The organism is Leisingera sp. ABM4_101 (assembly GCF_056158725.1).
In genome coordinates this window covers 2394526-2411751 of the sequence record NZ_JBSWTV010000002.1, presented here as the reverse complement: position 1 = coordinate 2411751, position 17226 = coordinate 2394526, and the positions used below count along the sequence as shown (strand labels likewise).

Below are 17226 nucleotides of genomic sequence, written 5' to 3'. Positions count from 1 at the left end.
GGCTGAGACGCGTTTACATAAGCCGGCTCAGGGTCACGTCTGGTCCAAACAACTATAGGCTGATTAATGACCCATTAACACAATCGAATTACCACTTCGATTGTACTGCCATCCGGCAGCCCGGCGGCCGCTTTGACGGCACGCGCCACAGCACGTCTCACTTTGATTACCAGTTACAACAGGATGCCCCATGCAACACCCCTTTCTGACCTATGCCGCGACCGCCATTGCAGCCCTGCTCACCGGCACTGCCGCCTATGCGGTTGACGCAGGCCCGGTCGGCGATGACGTCATCGCAGCGCAGCGTTCGGCCCTTGCCGCCAGCACCAAGGGCGCAGGGTTCGGCCCGCAGTCGCCGCGCGACATCGACGCCGCCGCAGGCACAAACAGCCGCAGCTTTGAGGCCGCCCCCGCCTATACCGCAATGAACCTGTGCAACATCCACTTCCACGAAAACGCCGAACACCGCGGCGGCGATTTTACCACCTACGCCGGCAATGGCGACGGCAAGGGCTATGGCACCGGCTACAAATACGACGGCACCCTGACCACCGCAGAGCTGGCCCCGCTGGAACATCCCATCGCCGACAAGGGCCATGGCGGCCTGCAGCCCGGCGACACGATTGAGGTTCACTACGTCCACTCCACCGCCCAGGTGCAGCCCGGCCCAACCCTGGGCGCCTGCCTCAGCGAGGCGATCATGAACCCGCAGCTGCGGGTCGAGGCGCAGGTCTTTGTGCTGGTCAACGATGAAAACGCGCTTGATTTCGGCGAACTGGCGCAGCTCGGCATGGCAGGCGGGCTGCATCAGGCCGCCAATATTCCCAGCAACACCGGCACCCCGGTGCAATATGCCGGCTCCACCACCGGCCCCGGCTATAACGAGGCCGGTTCCCCCCTGCAGGTCAGCTGGAGCGTCCGCCCGCAGGTGGCCAAGGTGAACATTCACTCCGTCGGCAAATGGCTGGAGAACAACGTCTTTGACGAGGATCACGCCCATGGCGTGCGAAACCTGGTGACCAACCCCGATTTGCTGTCGCAAATCAGCAGGTGACCGGAACCTCTGTGCCGGTGCTGCAGCACCGGCAGCCTGTCCTGCGGCTGCCCCCCTCCCAGGCCAGGCAAAGGGCTTCACGCTGCCCGCGTGAAGCCCTTACTTGCTGCAAACGGTCAGGACGCCTTGGCGCCCGCCGCGTCTTTCATGGCGTCCACGCCCTTCTTCCACAGATTGCCCTGCCACAGCTCCTCCAGCCCGGTTTCCCCGCTGGCCCCCTTGGTGGTCAGATAGTCATAGTAGGAGGTCGGCTTGTGCCCAGTGATGTTGTAGAAATCCGGGCTGCAGCGGGTATAGAAACCGTTGGTCAGATATTCGAAGAATTCGGCACGGGTGGCGCCAAAATCCGCCTCGAACTGATCCATCGACTGCGCCCGGTATTCGATCTCCTTGCCCATGGCACGGCCGAGGTCGGCAGCGATCTCCGCCATCGACTGCGGCGCCGGGCCGGTGATGTCGTAAAACTTGTTTGCGTGACGCTCAGCACCTTCGCGCAGCACAACCGCGGCGGCTTCGGCAATGTCGCGGGTGGCCACGAAGGAATTGCGCATATCGCCCAAGGGGTTCGAGAACCAGCCTTCGTTTTCAATGGTTTCGCAGTCGGTCTTCAGCAGGTGGTTCATGAAGAAATTGTTGCGCAGCGCGGTCACGTTCAGGCCTTCATCAATCAGCGCCTTCTCGCCCCACCAGTAGTGCTGCAGCATCAAGGGAATACCTGCACCGGCGCGCGAGGCATGGGTGTCCGCATCATAATCCGCGGTATTGGTATCCGCGCCCATGCAACTGACACGCACCACATGTTTGATCTGACCCTTGCGCTCCCCCAGCGCCTTGCAGAAGTTCAGATGCCCCTCCAGCATCGGGTCCAGCGAGGCGGAGTAGATCGCCGAAACACCCTCCAGCGCTGCCTCCCAGGTGGCCGGTTCCGACAGGTCGAACTTCACCACCTCATCGGCGCCCAGCGACGTCAGCATCTCCACCTTGGACTCGCTGAAGTAACAGGCCCGCACGGTGAAACCGCCCGCCTGGGCCAGGCGTGCCACCAGCTCGCGGCCGATGCGGCCGGTGGCCGAGGTGATCAGAACAACGGGTTTGGACATGGGAAAGCCTCCTGGTGCCGCGCGCCGCGGCAATGCAGCCCGCGCATGATGTGCAATTCTGCGCGGACCCTACAGCGGCGCCCCTCTGCCGTACCCCCGAAACCCGACGCAAAATGCCACGGTTTCGCCAGTACAAGCTGTCACTCTGCGATGTCTTCCGCCCACAGCTCCGGCTTTTCACGGATAAACCGCTGCATCAGCGCGATGCAGTCAGGATCATCGGCAATCACCACCTCAACGCCTTTGGAGCGCAGGAAATCCTCTTTGCCGCCAAAGTTTTGCGCATCGCCAATCACCACCCGCGGAATGCCGAATTGCACGATGGTGCCACTGCACATCATGCAGGGCGACAGCGAGGTATAGAGCACCGTGTCCCGGTATGTCCTCTGCCGCCCGGCCTTGCGCAGCGCATCCATCTCGCCATGGGCAATCGGGTCGCCCTTCTGCACCCGCTGATTGCGCCCCTGCGCCACCACCTGGCCGTCCCGCGCCAGCACCGAGCCGATCGGGCAGCCGCCCTCGTCAAAGCCCGCCTTGGCTTCCTCATAGGCAATCCGCAGCAGGCGCTTGTCGTCGTCGGTCATCATGCGAAGGGCCTCTTTGCTGAATGAATACAAACTCTTCAGAAACTCTGCCCGGGCCTGCGCAAGCGGTCAAGCCGCGCGCATTACGCGGCCTGTCCCACCAGCTTGATCGACTGCCGCCAGAAACGCAGCATCAGGAAGAGCCCGGCAACCGACAGGCCCGCCACCAGCCCGGCCCAGACGCCAACGCCGTCCCAGCCCAGCACGAACCCCATCACATAGGAGGCCGGAATGCCCACCGCCCAATAGCTCAGCACCGCGATCACCATCGGCACGCCGGTGTCCTGCACCCCGCGCAGCAGCCCCAGCGCAATCGCTTGCATGCCGTCCATCATCTGAAACAGCGCCGCCGCCGCCAAGAGGCCTGCACCAATCACCAGGATTTCCGCCTTGCGCGGGTCTTCCGGGTCCAGGAACAGCGACATCAGCGGATCGGGAATGGTCAGGAACAAGGTGATCCCAACCACCGAAACCGCCAGCGACATCGCCGTCACCACCTTGCCGCCGCGCGCCATATGCGCCCGGTCCTGGCGGCCAAAGGCATTGCCCACGCGGACGGTGGCCGCATTGGACAGCCCCAGATGCACCATGAATGTCAGCCCCGCCAGCGAGATCGCAATCCCATGCGCCGCCAGCGGCACCGTGCCCAGCCAGCCCATCATCATCGCCGAGGCGGCAAACAGGCTGGTCTCGGCCAGCGTCGTGAGGCCAATCGGCGCCCCCATGCGGAACACCTTGCCCAGCATCTCCCAGTCGGGGCGCTGGAAGTTCTTCAGCAGCTCATGCTCAGGCAGCACTTTCAGCGCATAGGCCAGCACCAACGCAAACGACACGCCATTGGTCACCAAAGAGGCCACCGCCGCCCCGGTGATCCCCAGCTCCGGCGCGCCCCAGTTGCCGAAGATCAGCGCATAGTTCACCTGCGCATTCAGCACCGCCGCCAGCACCGACATCCACAGCACCACCTGGGTATGCTCCAGCGCCGCCAGATAGGACTTGGCCACCATGTAGAGAAGCGCCGGGAAAATCGCCCAGCCGGCAATCTTGAGGTACTCCGCCGCATCATGCGCAACCCCCGCCTCCTGCCCCAGCATGAGCAGGATCGGCTCCGACCACCACAGCAGCGGCACTGCCAGCGCACCATATAGCAGCGACAGCCACAGCCCCATGCGGGTCGACCGGCGGATCTGCCGCTCCTCCCCGGCCCCGGCAGCGGCCGCCACCATCGGCATCACCGCAAAGGCAAAACCAGACCCCAACAGGAAGATCGAGAAGAAATAGGTCGACCCCAAAGTCACCGCCGCCAATTCCTCCACCCCGTACCAGCCCAGCATCACGGTATCGGTGAGGCCAATGGCAAACTGCGCCACATGGCCGCCGATCAGCGGCAGCCCCAGAACGGCAATTGCGCGGGCATGGCCGCCGACGGACATCCCGGAAGTTTTGGTCGCTAACATACTCATACAGCCAGCCATATGACGGCCCGCATCCCCCCGCAAGGGCAGAGTTCCCTTGCCAGCGCACAAGGCATTGGTGGTATTCTGCACAAGGACTACACCCCTTGCAGGAGCCCCTTGATGCCCGACGCCTTTGCCCAGTTGATCCCCGACGTCCGCCAGTTTCTCGCCGGGCTGGCACAGAACAACAGCCGGGAGTGGTTCAATGATCACAAGGACCAGTACGAGGCGCAGCTGAAAGCCCCGGCGCTCCTGCTGCTGGACGAGATCGCCCAAGCGATCTCCAAGCGCAGCGGCGCGGAGGTCACGACAAAACTGTTCCGCCCCCAGCGCGATGTGCGGTTCTCCAAGGACAAGACCCCTTACAACACCCATCTGCACATGATGTGGACGGTGAACGGCGCCGGCTGCGCGCTGTTCTTCGGCATCGCCCCCGGTTACTGCACCGCCGGCGGCGGCATCATGGGCTTCTCTCCCCAGCAGACCGCCCGCTGGCGCGAAGCGCTGGACGGTGAATGGGGGGATGAGGCCTCAGCGCTCCTTGGCGTGCTGGCGCTCGGCGGCTTTCCCGCCAAGGAGCCCGAGCTGAAACGCGTCCCCGCGCCCTTTGGCAAAGCGCACCCCCACGGCCCCCAATTGCGCCGCAAGTCGCTGACCCTGTGGCACGAGATGACGGAGCAGGAGCAAGCCGCCCCGATGGCCGCGCTGATGTCAGCGCATCTGACCCTGTCACCGCTGTTTGCAATGCTGGATGATGCCCTGTCCGGGTAACGCTCCATTGTTGGTAAACTGTTCGCTATGCATCATGCCCCAGAGAGAAGACGAATAACTATCTTTAGCAGAATCAGACTGGCGGCCAGCGCAATTATTCCACCGCAGACAATCGCAACCATTTGCGCGAACAAACGAAACTCACTCCAAATGCTTGGATGATATCCCGTGAGTGCGATAAGCAGCTTCCGCAACCCCAAAGCACCTACTCCTTTGCTGGATGCATCTATTTTGGCGTCAGGCCACACCAAACAAAAAACCGTTTCCACAACCAAAACACTGGGAAAAGGCAAATTACTGCCAAGTAGCTTTCTTTGTAAGAATCTCCAGGTATCACTGCCGAGGCAAGTGCCGTCCCGCCGATAGCGACCACGACTGTCAGCACTAACAGTAGAAAGACGCCGAACACGATGAGCAGTGGCTTTGATTTCATTCAATGCCTCCTGGTTAGCTGGAAAGATTCAGCAAAACCCAGCCCCCCTGGCCCAGCTCACCCGGAACCGGGCGTCACCGGAAGAGAACCCAGTTCATCAATCCACAAACGGGGTTGAGCCGTCCCACGCCGCATTGTTCTTCACCGGCGCCCCCGTCGGCGCTGGAGGTGCAGACGGCGCGCTCACCACGTAATTCTGCCCAATACCTGCAGCGTCCAGGCTGTTCCCGCCGGATGCACAAGTGCCGGAAAAAATCTTGTATTGCGGAGCAGATGGCAAAACGGAAACTCTGAAATCCGCAACCGGGGCATTGCCGCACATCTGGCTGGCTTGCGCCCTGATCTCCTGGGCGGTCCAATCAGCGCCTGCACTGCCGCTGAACCGGCCATTCCCGTCATTGTCAAATTGCAGCTCATTGCTGGTCGGCACGCCGCCGCAAGCTGCAAGCAGCCCACAAAGGGCAAGACACTGAATGGGTTTTGAAAATCTCAAGATCATGAAATGCTCTCTTTCTATCTTTTTTGCAAAATCCAACCGGCAAATGGGTTGCGCCCTGGCCGGACATCCCCAGCAATTCCAACAGCTTGCCTGTGGCTGACTAATACATCACTTTTATCACTTCGGCACATCCTGAACTGAGCCGACCGCAAAGGCAAACGGTAAACCAATCAGCTTCAAAACGCTGCCTCTCCCCTGCCGCACTGCCCCGCCCTTCTCACAAAGCCCGCAGCATGATCTGGCTGGCCAGCACCGCCACAACGGCGCCGGCAAGGATCTCCAGCACCGCCGCCGCCCGCAATGCGCCGGTGCCTTCCATCTGCGCCAGCGCGCCCTTGCGCATGGTCACCGCCGCGGCCGCCACAGCCACCGTCACCGTGGCAGTCCCGGCCCCCATGGCAAAGGCCCCGGCGATCCCGGCCCACAAGACGCCCATGCGCCAGGTCAGCAGCAGCAGGAACACCGCGCCGGTGCAGGGCCGCAACGCCACCGCGCCGACAATCGCCAGCGCATCGCGCAGCGAGCGGGCATTGGCGGCCTCCTCCATCGTCGGCCCATGCCGGTGCCCGCAGGAGGCGCAGACCCCATCATCATGATCGTGATGATGATCATGGCCGTGCCCATGGTGATGGTGCCCGGCATGAGCTGCGGTTTGAACGGTACGGCTCGCCAGCAACCGCCGCAGGCCGCGCACCAGCAGCCATACGCCCACCAGCGCAATCAGCCCGTAGGACACCGGCGCCAGCACATCCTCTGCCGCGCTGGTCAGCTGCTCGCGGCCCCAGTCCAGCAGCAACAGGCCGCCCGCAACCAGCAGGACCGCTGTAGCCGCCTGCGCCAGAGAGGACGCCAGCGCCAGCCCCGCCAGCCGCAACAGCGGCACCGGCTTGCCCATGCCATAGCCGCCAATGACCAGCTTGCCATGACCCGGCCCGGCGGCATGAAAAAACCCGTAGGCAAAGCACAGGGACAAAAGCGCCACTAGCGCGCCAGGCTCCCCCGCACGTAAGGCGCGCAAGCCCCGCGCCATCGCGTTCTGCGCCTCGCGCTGACCTTCTGCTGCCCACAGGGACACCGCTCCGGCACCGCCAAAGCCCCAGAGCCACACGGCCAAGGCGGCCACGCCCAGCGCTGATATTGTTAATAAAATCTTCACCTTACACGCCGCAACTCAAGCGAACGGTATCGGCAAAGGCCTCCCCAACCTCCGGATAGGCCTCCTCTGCCTGCTCCGCCGGCATCGCATAGAGCAGCTCTTCCACCAGGGTATAGGCCTGGTCCAGATTGGGCGGAGTGATGCTGCTCTGACAGCCGCCGCTGACCTCCAGCCCCTGGTTCACCGTGTAGGCGGTGTAATAGGTCGGATCATAGGCCTTGATCACCACGCCGTCCGCGGCCTGCGGCTGTGTCAGAACCCGCCGGTGTCGGGTGGTGATCCGCCCGTCCTTCACCTTGGTCGACAGATGCTCCGGCGCGCCCAGGCCCAGCGCCTCGCCCGCCAGCGTCAGATAGGTGTCGCCCTGAAACCCCTCGCTCCAGGCCAGATCGAACCCCTGCAGCTGCGCCAGTTCCTCCCCCGTCAGGCTGCCGTCAAAATCACTGTCCAGCCCCCGGTCCTCAAAGATCAGCAACGAATAGAACTCATCATAGGCCCAGGTGATCTCCACCGCCTGCAGCTGTCCGTCGTCCGAGACCACCAGCTTCATCCCGGTGTCGACAAAGATATGCGGATGCGCCACGGCGCCTTGCGGGGCCAGCAGCGCGAGCGTCAGCAAAGGAACAAGATGATTCATGCCAAAAGACCTACGCCCCGTTGCACGGCGCCGCAAGCGCGAGACCGCACGCCGGCAAGGATCAGCGCGCCCTGTTCTCCGGATGCAGTGCCTTGCCCAGGATGTGATCGGACTGGTGGATCACATGATGCGCCTGGCCGACAATCAGCGGATCCGGTGCCCGCGCGATCTCCGGATCCTTGCCCGGATAGTCCAGCGAGGCCAGGAAATGCCGCATGCAGTTCAGCCGCGCGCGCTTCTTGCAGTTCGACTTGATCACCGTCCAGGGCGCGTCCGCGGTATCGGTGTAAAAGAACATCGCCTCCTTGGCCTCGGTGTAGTCATCCCATTTGCCAAGCGAGGCCTTGTCGATCGGCGACAGCTTCCACTGTTTCAGCGGATCGGTCTCGCGCGAGACAAACCGCCGCTTCTGCTCTTTCTGAGTGACCGAGAACCAGTATTTGTACAGCCTTATGCCGGAGCGCACCAGCATCCGCTCAAACTCCGGCGCCTGGCGCATGAATTCCAGGTACTCATTGGGTTCGCAGAAACTCATCACCCGCTCCACACCCGCCCGGTTGTACCAGGACCGGTCATAGAACACAATCTCGCCGCTGGTCGGCAGATGCCGCACGTCGCGCTGGAAATACCATTGCCCGCGCTCCTCGTCCGAGGGCTTGTTCAACGCCACCACCCGGGCCGACCGCGGGTTCAGGTGTTCGGTGAACCGCTTGATGGTGCCGCCCTTGCCCGCCGCATCGCGGCCCTCGAACAGCATCACGAATTTCCCGCCGGTCTCCTGCGCCCACAGCTGCACCTTCAAGAGCTCCGCCTGCAGCCGCGCCTTCTCCGCCTCATAGGCCTTGCGGGCCATCTTCTTCGGGTACGGGTACTCACCGCTCTCAAACGCCCGGCGGATGTCCTCGGCACTGGGTCCACGGGCCTCCCCGGCGGTTTTTGCAGGCATCTGCGCTGCGGCGCTGTTCACGATCTTATCTGCTGCGGCGTCCATCAAAATCTCCTTCTTTCAATCTGCGCCGCAACCATACAGGCCCCGCCTCCGCCCCGCGCTGACCTGCATCAAAAGATACGCCATTCGCGCACCAAAAAGACGGCCCAACGGGCCGCCTGCTTCTTTCTGGTCTCAAATACTCCGGGGTGAGGCCCGCCCGGGCCGAGGGGCAGCGCCCCTATTTATGCCCCCAGTCGTCCGGGTTTTCCGAGTTGTTCGGGCTCAGCCCCAGCACATCCCCCTTAGTGGAGCATCCCAGCCCCAGCACCGTCCGGTTGGCATAGGAGAAATAGGCCGTCACCTGATTGATCTCCAGGATCTCTCCATCGTCAAATCCAGCCTCCCGCAGCGCCGCAACATCTGCCTCCGTCACACTGGCGGGCGCCTCGGTCAGCTTGCGGGCATAACCCATCGCCAGGATCTGCGCAGGCGCCAGCGGCGCGGCCTGCGGCTCGCGCGCCTCGATCGCCGCCCGCACCGCCAGACCGCGCGCCTCGTCGCCCAAGAGCCGCTGCAGCCCGGCAAAGTGATGCTCGACGCAATAGGCACAGTCATTCAAGGACGAAACCCAGACCCCCAGCACCTCCAGGAACCACTTGGGGATCTTGTTGCCGCTGTGGTGCAGCACATTCTTGTAGATCGCCATATGGCCTTCCATCGAATGCGGCCGCAGCGAATGCACCATCATGATGTTGTCGACATTGCCCCCTGGCCCGGTCACCCGCTCATAGAGCTTTTTCAGCTTGCCGGTTGCCTCTTCAAACGGAACCGTCCTGATCCAGGCCATGCGCCTCTCCCTGATTGTTTGCCCGGCAAAGTAGCGGCTTCTGCCCAGACGGGAAGATGGAACCGAACGTCACAGATGCTCCACCTCGCGGCATCGCCGCCCCGCGCCTGCCTGCCTGGGCAGGCGCGCTCCACGGTTCCGCTTGGCGCATTGTTGGTATCCCTCTCCCGCCGGATGCCAGGTATCCCGGTTCCGCACCGCGCCCGCCCAGGCAGGCGCGGGGCTCATCCTGCACCGGCGGCCTCCCGCGCTACCGCGGCAATGGCCGCCCGAACATCCGCCTCCCGGCTGCGGTGGTTAGTAATGGCGGCGCGCAGCATTACCCGGCCGCCAGCGCGGGTGGTCGAAAACACCGCCTCGCCGCTTTCCTGCAGGGTCTGGGCGATATGCGCGTTCACCTCTGACTGCGCGTCCGGCGCCAGATCGCTGCGCGCGGTGAAGACACAGACGTTCGACACCACCGGCGCCCCCAGTTCCATCCGGGGCTGCGCCTCCACCTCCGCCGCCATGAACGCCGCCAGTTCGCAATTGCCGGTGATCGCTTCGGAAAAGGCCGCCTCGCCATAGGTCTCCAACGCCGTCCACACCTTCAGCGCCCGGTTGCCGCGGCTCAGGTCGATGCCGTAATCGCAGAACCACGGCTCACCGCCCGCCAGCCCGCGCTCGGCGCCTTCCAGATAGGCAGGCCGCGCCGCAAAGGCCGCCCGGTGCTCGTCTTCATTGCGGAGCAGCGCCATGCCGCAGTCATAGCCCACATACATCCACTTGTGGAAATCGAGCGCGATGCTGTCGGCCCGCCCGATCCCGTCACTCAGCGACCGGTAAGGCTTCGCCGCAATCCGCGTCCAGGCGCCAAAGGCCCCGTCCACATGCAGCCACAGCCCCAGATCCGCCGCCGCATCGGCCAAGGCATTCAGATCATCAAACAGCCCCAGGTCCACGGTGCCCGCATTGCCGACCACCAGGAAGGGCACCGCCCCCGCGGTTTTGTCCTCTGCCACCATCCGGGCCAAGGCCGCGCAGTCCAGCTTGCCCTCCGCCAGCGGCACCTTGCGCAGGTTGTCCGAGCCGATGCCCAGCAGCTCCACCGCCTTCAGCGTCGCGTTATGGACGCCCTCGCCCGCATAGGCGGTCAGCCGCACCGCGCCCTGCCCCTGCTTGCGCAGATCCTTCAGCACCCGCAGCCGCGCTGCCTGAAAGGCAATCACTGTCGCCTGCGACGTCCCAGTCATCAGAATACCGCTGGCCCCTTCGGGCATCCCCATCTTGCGGCGGGTCCAATCGACCACGGCGCGCTCCATGTAGTTCGCACCGTGATCTCGGCCGCCCATATTGGCATTGACTGCCGCCGCCGCCAGAGAGCTGATCAGGTCCGAGGCCAGCCCCGAGCCCTGCACCCAGCCCCAGAACCGCGGATGAATATTGCCGCCATGATAGGGCAGCACGTCCTCGATGATCCGGTCCACGGTCTCCTGCGGCCCGCGCGCCTCCGCCGTCACCGCATAGCGCGCATCAATGTCTTCCGGCACTGGCTGCCACGGGCGCTCCGCCGCCTCTTGCATCTGGTCCAGCGCCGCCTCCAGCATCCGCTGCGCCTCGGCCCGGAACGCCGCCCAGTCCTGCGTCTTGATCCCCTTCTCAGCCACCGCGCGCCCTCCTCCTGCCTGCCGCTGGAGGAGGTGTAGCCCGCAGGTCCTTGTGCCGCACGGAAAATATCGCCGCACCCGGATAACCGGAACTTATCTTCGATGGATTGATAACTTCCCGCCCTGCCACGGCAGGGCCGCCTTATCCACAGCCCCTTGCGTCCCTCTTCCACCCGGCCCCAACACCTGCCATAATGGGCGTCAATCAACACCAAGGAAGAGCAGCTCCCGCACATGGCCGACGACCTCCTCAGCACGCCTGCATCGGAAACCTATGACGCGTCCTCTATCGAGGTTCTGGAAGGCCTCGAACCGGTCCGCCAGCGCCCCGGCATGTATATCGGCGGCACCGATGAGCGCGCGCTGCACCATATGGTGGCGGAAATCCTCGACAACTCGATGGACGAGGCTGTGGCAGGCCACGCCAACCGCATCGAGGTGACGCTGCACGCCGACTACGCCGTCACTATCTCGGATAACGGCCGCGGCATCCCGATCGACCCGCACCCCAAGTTCCCAGACAAATCCGCGCTTGAGGTGATCCTCTGCACCCTGCACGCAGGCGGCAAGTTCTCCGGCAAGGCCTACCAGACCTCCGGCGGCCTGCACGGCGTCGGCTCCTCGGTTGTGAACGCGCTCTCAGATTCCATGGTCGTGCAAGTGGCCAAGAACAAGGAGCTGTTTGAGCAGCGCTTCTCCCGCGGGCTGCCGCTGGGCGGGGTGGAGAAAATCGGCGCCGCCCCCAACAAACGCGGCACCTTTGTGACCTTCCACGCCGACGAGGAAATCTTCGGACACCACCGCTTCAAGCCCAAGCGCCTGTTCACGCTGGTGCGCTCCAAGGCCTACCTGTTCTCCGGCGTCGAAATCCGCTGGAAATCGGAAATCGACGACGGCGAAACCCCGACCGAGGCCACCTTTCACTTCCCCGGCGGCCTCAAGGACTACCTGACAGAGGTGCTCGGCAAATCCTCCGTCTACGCAGACGTGCCCTTTGCCGGCAAGGTCGAGTTCCGCGAGAAGTTCGGCGAGCCGGGTTACGTGGAATGGGCGATCAACTGGACGCCCTCGCGCGACGGTTTCACCCAGTCCTACTGTAACACCGTCCCGACACCGGAGGGCGGCACCCATGTCACCGGCTTCTGGGCCGCGATCCTCAAGGGCATCAAGGCTTACGGCGAACTGGTCGGCAACAAGAAGGCAGGCCAGATCAACCGCGACGACCTGATGGCGGGCGGCTGCGCGCTGGTCTCCTGCTTCATCGCCGACCCCGCCTTCGTCGGCCAGACCAAGGACCGCCTGTCGACCGAGGCCGCCAACAAGATGGTGGAAAACTCGGTCCGCGACCACTTCGACAACTGGCTGGCCGCCGACACCAAATCGGCCGGCGCCATCCTCGATTTCCTGATCCTGCGCGCCGAGGAACGCCTGCGCCGCAAGCAGGAGAAAGAGACCCAGCGCAAATCCGCCACCAAGAAGCTGCGCCTGCCCGGCAAGCTGACGGACTGCACCTCCAAGGACCGCTCCGGCACCGAGCTGTTCATCGTCGAGGGCGACTCGGCGGGCGGCTCCGGCAAGGGCGCGCGCAACCGCACCAACCAGGCGCTGCTGCCGCTCAAGGGCAAGATCCTGAACGTCCTGGGCGCCGCCTCCAACAAGCTGGGTTCAAACGCCGAAATCAACGACCTCTGCGAGGCGCTTGGCGTCGGCCTTGGCACCAAGTTCAACCTCGACGATCTGCGCTATGACAAGATCATCATCATGACCGACGCGGACGTCGACGGCGCCCACATCGCCTCGCTGCTGATGACCTTCTTCTTCACCCAGATGCGCCCGCTGATTGACGGCGGCCACCTCTACCTCGCCTGCCCGCCGCTGTTCCGCCTGACCCAAGGCGCCAAGCGCGTCTATTGCCTGGACGAGGCCGAGCGCGACACCTGGCTGGAAAAGGGCCTGGGCGGCAAGGGCAAGATCGATGTGAGCCGCTTCAAGGGTCTTGGCGAAATGGACGCCAAGGACCTGAAGGAGACCACGATGGACCCGGCGACCCGCAAGCTGATCCGTGTCACCATCGACGAGGACGAACCGGGCGAGACCGGCGACCTGGTTGAGCGCCTGATGGGCAAGAAACCCGAGCTCCGCTTCCAGTATATCCAGGAAAACGCGAAGTTCGTGGAGGAGCTGGATGTTTGAGTTAATCGCCTAAGGCGTCTAGAATTTCGTCTATCGCGGCATCTGCGTTTGTTGCAGAGCGCCGCGCTTCCACAAACAGTTCTTTTATTTTTTGACGTTCTTCATACTCGTGAGTTTCGTAGTCTTTAGTGCTGAACCGATCGACAACGGCTTCGAACCTGTCTTCAACTCTCACAAAGAAATCGTCAGTGTCTTCATCAGATGACAAACAAATGTTATGTGATCCAACTGGTGCCATGACTTGCCCCGAATAGATGTCGACATCCCACGACATCTTTCCTGAACGCGTCTGCTCCAGCAACTTTTTAGTAAGTTGATACCACTTGTCGCGTGTAACAACGTTAGGCATTGTCTCTGACCTTTCTCTGCATACTTGAGAGATCTATGAACACGGTTCGAAGAGTTTCGCCTATCTTCGTTGACGAGACTTTTCCATTGATTTTGGCACGATCCAAAGAGGTTGCGACAGCCTTGAGGTGTTCTACTTTCCCACTCAGGGCCTCTCGCTCGGTGTTCTGTAGAAGCACTCTTTCTGCGCTACACAGGCCTGACAACTTTTCGCAGACATCTTCAATCAAGTAAGAGGCCAGTGGCCAATTTTCATGTTCGACACACTGTTTTGCTTCTCTCAGTTTTCGCAGACAAATAGAAATTTCCGAAGTCGCATCAAGGTTATCGACGCTCATCTTTGCCGCTTCCGCTGCTCTTTTGGCTCGGTTCGCACTCAAAAAAGCGAGCAGCGAAAAGATTAGCCCTATCAGCGAAAGCAGGGTCCCTGAAGCACCCCAACCGTTCCAATTTACTATGAGCTCAATCAAATATGCCTACCGCTACAATCTCTCTGTTTTGTTCTATTGCTTTCGTAAGAGCATTTTCTAAGCGACACAAGGCCCGCACCTGACCTTGGGGAGGCGTGAAGCGCCTTCCCGGGGGGAAGGTCAGGCGCGGGCCGTGCCGCTGCGCGCCACGTCCCAAAAGTGCGCACCGCCCCTTCATTCACCTTCCCCAAATACTCCCGCCCCCTGCCCGGCAGGCGGCTTTGCCGCCGAGAGGGGAGGCATCCACCGCTAGGTCGGCGACTGCCTGGGCTGGCGCGAATGCGCCTGTGCGCTTTGCCGGAGGCAAACCTCCGGTTTGACGGGCAGGCAGGCGCAGACCGGGCCGCAAGCGACCCGGTCAAACTGGGCTCCGCCCGTCCAAACCTCAAACGCTCGCACCGTTGGGCCCGCCTTCCTTCCGCGCAGCCACTGCCGTCAACGGCCTCCGGCTGCGCTCCCAGGCGCGTCCGGTGTGCCGCCTCTGGCGATCGCCACCCGCCCGGTCTGGGCCATGGCTATGCTCAGCTCCTCGCTCAGCGCCTCCCACAGCCGGTGCAGCCCGGCCTCCCCCGCGGCGGCGATGGCAAATTGCAGGATGCGGCCCAGGAACACGAAATCCGCGCCGCCCTCCAGCACCTTCAGCACATCCTCGCCAGAGCGGATGCCGCTATCGTAGAACACAGGGTATTCCGGCCCCAGCGCGGCGCGGATCCGGGCCAGCATCTCCACCGGCGCCGGCGCCGCCTCCATCTGGCGGGCGCCATGGCTGGACACCTGGATGGCGTCCACGCCGGCAGACACCAGCCGCCGGGCGTCCCCGGCATCCAGCACCCCTTTCACCACCAGCCTGCCGGGCCACAGATCGCGCAGCCGGGCCAGCGTGTCCCAGGTGGCCCGCGCCCGGCTTTCGGTGCGGTCAAAGTCATAGCCCTCCATCGCGAAATTCGCCATCTCCGGTCTGCCCTTCAGCAGGGTGGCCAGCGACCAGCGCGGATGCAGGGCAAAATCGAGGAACTGCCGCGGGCCGATCCGGAACGGCATCTTGAACCCGTGGCGCAATTCCCGCGGGCGGCGGCCGACCTCGGGCACATCGGCCGTCAGCACCAGCGTCTGGTACCCGGCCGCGCGGGCGCGCTCCGCCAGCTTGAAGGTGCCGCTGCCGTCGCCGCTGAAATAGAGCTGGAACCAGGCATAGCCCTCTGCCGCCTCCAGGATGTCCTCCAGCGGGGTCGAGGCGACGGTGGAGACCCCATGCGGCACCCGGTAGCGCGCCGCCAGCCGGGCCAGCATCAGATCGGCGCCGGGGGCTGCAAGGTTGCACATGCCCATGGGGGCAATTCCGAAGGGCCGGTCCGCCCCGGCGCCAAAGACCTGCGTGGCCAGCGAGCGCCGGCTGACATCGCGCAGGATGCGGGGCCGCAGGGTGATCGCGTCCAGGGCCGCGCGGTTGCGCGCCGCGCCGGTTTCCTGCCCGGCGGCGCCGTCGATATAGTCAAACACCATCCACGGCAGCCGCCGCCGGGCCAGGCGGCGGGCATCCTCAGCCGAATGGATGGCGCCTGCGCCCATCAGCCGGCCACGGCCTTCATGAAGCGGTCGCGGATCACCACCGGATCCATCGTGATCACCGGCATCCTGGCGTTGCCGCTGTCGCATTTGACCACCAGCACCGTCGGCTCGCCGCTTGCCAGCGCATCCTCCAGCGCCGGGCCGGTGTCCTTGTCCTGCACCTCCACCACCCGGGCACAGCCGGCCGAGCGGGCCATGCCCGCCAGATCGGTGCGCCGGCTGGTATAGGTCGGCTGATCGCCGGTGGAGCCATAGGAGCCGTTGTCGATGATCATCAGGATGTAGTTCCCGGGCGCGTTGTTGCCGATGGTGGGCAAGGTGCCGAGGTTGGTGAGGATCGAGCCGTCGCCGTCGATCACAATCACCGGTTTGGGCTGCGCCAGCGCGAGGCCCAGCCCGATGGAGGACGCCAACCCCATTGTGCCCAGCATGTAGAAATTGGTGGGCTGGTCGTCGATTGCGTGCAGCTCTTGCGACGGGATGCCGATGTTGCAGACCACCAGCTGGTCCCGCAGGATGGGCGCGATCTCTTTCAGGATTTCGGAACGGATCATTGGTCGCCATAGCCTCCCCAGAAATTGGCGTCAGTCAGGATGGCAACGGGTTTGTTGCACATGAAAGTGTATTTCAGGATGTTGTCCAGCTCCTCCACATCCCGCTGCCAGTGGAAGTGGTAGGTGGGGATGTTGAGCTGCGTCAGCAGCGCCTTGGTATGCACCGCCATTTCAACCTGGCAGGCCACGGGCTCGCGCAATTCGCCCCGGTACGAGATCAGCATCGGCAGCGGCATCCGGTAATACTGGATCAGCGTTGCCAGTGTGTTGATCGTCACCCCGATGGCGGTGTTCTGCATAATGATGGCCGGGCGCTTGCCGCCCATCCAAGCGCCGGCGCACAGGCCCATGCCCTCATCCTCCTTGTTGGAGGGGATGTGGAAGATGTCGTCGCGCTGGTCGATCTCCTCGATCACTCCGGCCAGCTGCTTGCAGGGCACGGTCGTGACGAAGGAGACGCCATTGGCGGCCAGATCGTCAGCGATCCTCTTGTCTATGTTCATGGTCGGTCGCCTTTGCTTCGGAGGTCGTGTTTCGGAGTCAGGAGGTACGGCAGACATGCACCGCGCAAGGCGCGTGGCGGACCACGCGGGCCGCTGTCGAGCCCAGGAAAAAGTCGCTGAGCCCCGGTTTGTGGGAGCCGGCAACGATACAGTCCACGCCGTGTTTTTCCGCGTATTCGATGATGGCGCGGTAGGATCGCCCCTTGACGATCTTCGCCGTGACATTGCCGTGGCCTGCGGTTTTGGCGGCCAGCGCCTCGCGGGCCTTGTCAAAGCCTTCGCGCACGGTGTCCTCATCCAGATAGGCGGTAACCGAACTGTGCGGCGGCTCATAGACATGCAGCGCGGTGATCTGGCCGCCCGGGTTGCACAGGGTGGCTGCCGCCCTCAGCGTTGTTCCGGAAACCCCATGGTCCAGGGCCATGGCAACCAGGATATTGTCATACATGGGTTCTCTCCAATTTCTCGGGCATC

The 17226-nt window shown here is 63.4% G+C and carries 18 protein-coding genes; 3 read left to right on the top strand and 15 right to left on the bottom strand.

Annotated features, from left to right (window positions below; all coding sequences use genetic code 11):
- Positions 1-190: 190 nt before the first annotated feature.
- Complete coding sequence (locus ACXAEK_RS12880; protein ID WP_475042443.1) at positions 191-1054, top strand: delta-class carbonic anhydrase; 864 nt, start codon at positions 191-193, stop codon at positions 1052-1054.
- Positions 1055-1170: 116 nt separating this feature from the next.
- Here the strand turns inward: ACXAEK_RS12880 and ACXAEK_RS12875 are convergent, their stop codons facing one another.
- The 3 genes from ACXAEK_RS12875 to ACXAEK_RS12865 all read right to left on the bottom strand — a co-directional run bounded on the left by ACXAEK_RS12875 (position 1171) and on the right by ACXAEK_RS12865 (position 4195).
- Complete coding sequence (locus ACXAEK_RS12875; protein WP_475042441.1) at positions 1171-2154, bottom strand: NAD(P)H-binding protein; 984 nt, start codon at positions 2152-2154, stop codon at positions 1171-1173.
- Positions 2155-2294: 140 nt separating this feature from the next.
- Complete coding sequence (locus tag ACXAEK_RS12870) at positions 2295-2741, bottom strand: nucleoside deaminase (protein WP_475042439.1); 447 nt, start codon at positions 2739-2741, stop codon at positions 2295-2297.
- A gap of 80 nt (positions 2742-2821) precedes the next feature.
- On the bottom strand, positions 2822-4195 hold the full coding sequence (locus ACXAEK_RS12865) for an MATE family efflux transporter (protein WP_475042438.1): 1374 nt from the start codon (positions 4193-4195) through the stop codon (positions 2822-2824).
- A 120-nt stretch (positions 4196-4315) separates the two neighbouring features.
- On the opposite strand from ACXAEK_RS12865, the gene ACXAEK_RS12860 reads away from it, so the two are divergent.
- Positions 4316-4966 (top strand): TIGR02453 family protein, encoded by a 651-nt coding sequence (locus tag ACXAEK_RS12860; protein ID WP_475042436.1) that lies wholly within the window; start codon positions 4316-4318, stop codon positions 4964-4966.
- Positions 4967-5496: 530 nt separating this feature from the next.
- Here ACXAEK_RS12860 and ACXAEK_RS12855 read toward each other — a convergent pair.
- The 6 genes from ACXAEK_RS12855 to ACXAEK_RS12830 all read right to left on the bottom strand — a co-directional run bounded on the left by ACXAEK_RS12855 (position 5497) and on the right by ACXAEK_RS12830 (position 11115).
- On the bottom strand, positions 5497-5934 hold the full coding sequence (locus ACXAEK_RS12855) for a hypothetical protein (RefSeq protein WP_475042434.1): 438 nt from the start codon (positions 5932-5934) through the stop codon (positions 5497-5499).
- Between the two features lie 181 nt (positions 5935-6115).
- The gene (locus ACXAEK_RS12850; protein ID WP_475042432.1) at positions 6116-7054 is read right to left on the bottom strand and encodes a nickel/cobalt transporter; all 939 of its coding nucleotides are present in this window, start codon (positions 7052-7054) and stop codon (positions 6116-6118) included.
- Between the two features lies 1 nt (position 7055).
- Positions 7056-7691: a DUF1007 family protein gene (locus ACXAEK_RS12845; protein ID WP_475042431.1), complete on the bottom strand. Its 636-nt coding sequence runs from the start codon at positions 7689-7691 to the stop codon at positions 7056-7058.
- 61 nt (positions 7692-7752) lie between these two features.
- Positions 7753-8637, bottom strand: coding sequence for a polyphosphate kinase 2 (gene ppk2 / locus ACXAEK_RS12840; protein WP_475045267.1), 885 nt, complete (start codon positions 8635-8637; stop codon positions 7753-7755).
- A 223-nt stretch (positions 8638-8860) separates the two neighbouring features.
- Complete coding sequence (locus tag ACXAEK_RS12835) at positions 8861-9469, bottom strand: peroxidase-related enzyme (RefSeq protein ID WP_475042429.1); 609 nt, start codon at positions 9467-9469, stop codon at positions 8861-8863.
- 224 nt (positions 9470-9693) lie between these two features.
- Positions 9694-11115 carry a pyridoxal phosphate-dependent decarboxylase family protein gene (locus ACXAEK_RS12830; RefSeq protein WP_475042427.1) on the bottom strand — a complete coding sequence of 474 codons (1422 nt, stop codon included), beginning with the start codon at positions 11113-11115 and terminating at the stop codon, positions 9694-9696.
- 234 nt (positions 11116-11349) lie between these two features.
- On the opposite strand from ACXAEK_RS12830, the gene parE reads away from it, so the two are divergent.
- On the top strand, positions 11350-13308 hold the full coding sequence (parE, locus tag ACXAEK_RS12825; protein ID WP_475042425.1) for a DNA topoisomerase IV subunit B: 1959 nt from the start codon (positions 11350-11352) through the stop codon (positions 13306-13308).
- A 1-nt stretch (position 13309) separates the two neighbouring features.
- Here the strand turns inward: parE and ACXAEK_RS12820 are convergent, their stop codons facing one another.
- The 6 genes from ACXAEK_RS12820 to ACXAEK_RS12795 form a co-directional block, all read right to left on the bottom strand.
- The gene (locus ACXAEK_RS12820; RefSeq protein WP_475042424.1) at positions 13310-13657 is read right to left on the bottom strand and encodes a hypothetical protein; all 348 of its coding nucleotides are present in this window, start codon (positions 13655-13657) and stop codon (positions 13310-13312) included.
- The gene (locus ACXAEK_RS12815; protein ID WP_475042422.1) at positions 13650-13994 is read right to left on the bottom strand and encodes a hypothetical protein; all 345 of its coding nucleotides are present in this window, start codon (positions 13992-13994) and stop codon (positions 13650-13652) included. Before ACXAEK_RS12815 ends, ACXAEK_RS12820 begins: the two co-directional genes overlap by 8 nt.
- Before the next feature lie 567 nt (positions 13995-14561).
- Positions 14562-15695, bottom strand: a complete 1134-nt coding sequence (locus tag ACXAEK_RS12810; RefSeq protein WP_475042421.1) for an alpha-hydroxy acid oxidase — start codon at positions 15693-15695, stop codon at positions 14562-14564.
- On the bottom strand, positions 15695-16249 hold the full coding sequence (gene comE / locus ACXAEK_RS12805) for a sulfopyruvate decarboxylase subunit beta (RefSeq protein ID WP_475042420.1): 555 nt from the start codon (positions 16247-16249) through the stop codon (positions 15695-15697). The genes ACXAEK_RS12810 and comE overlap by 1 nt, the downstream gene beginning before the upstream one ends.
- The gene (gene comD / locus ACXAEK_RS12800; protein ID WP_475042418.1) at positions 16246-16752 is read right to left on the bottom strand and encodes a sulfopyruvate decarboxylase subunit alpha; all 507 of its coding nucleotides are present in this window, start codon (positions 16750-16752) and stop codon (positions 16246-16248) included. The genes comE and comD overlap by 4 nt, the downstream gene beginning before the upstream one ends.
- Before the next feature lie 37 nt (positions 16753-16789).
- Positions 16790-17200: a universal stress protein gene (locus ACXAEK_RS12795; protein WP_475042417.1), complete on the bottom strand. Its 411-nt coding sequence runs from the start codon at positions 17198-17200 to the stop codon at positions 16790-16792.
- Positions 17201-17226 lie beyond the last annotated feature (26 nt).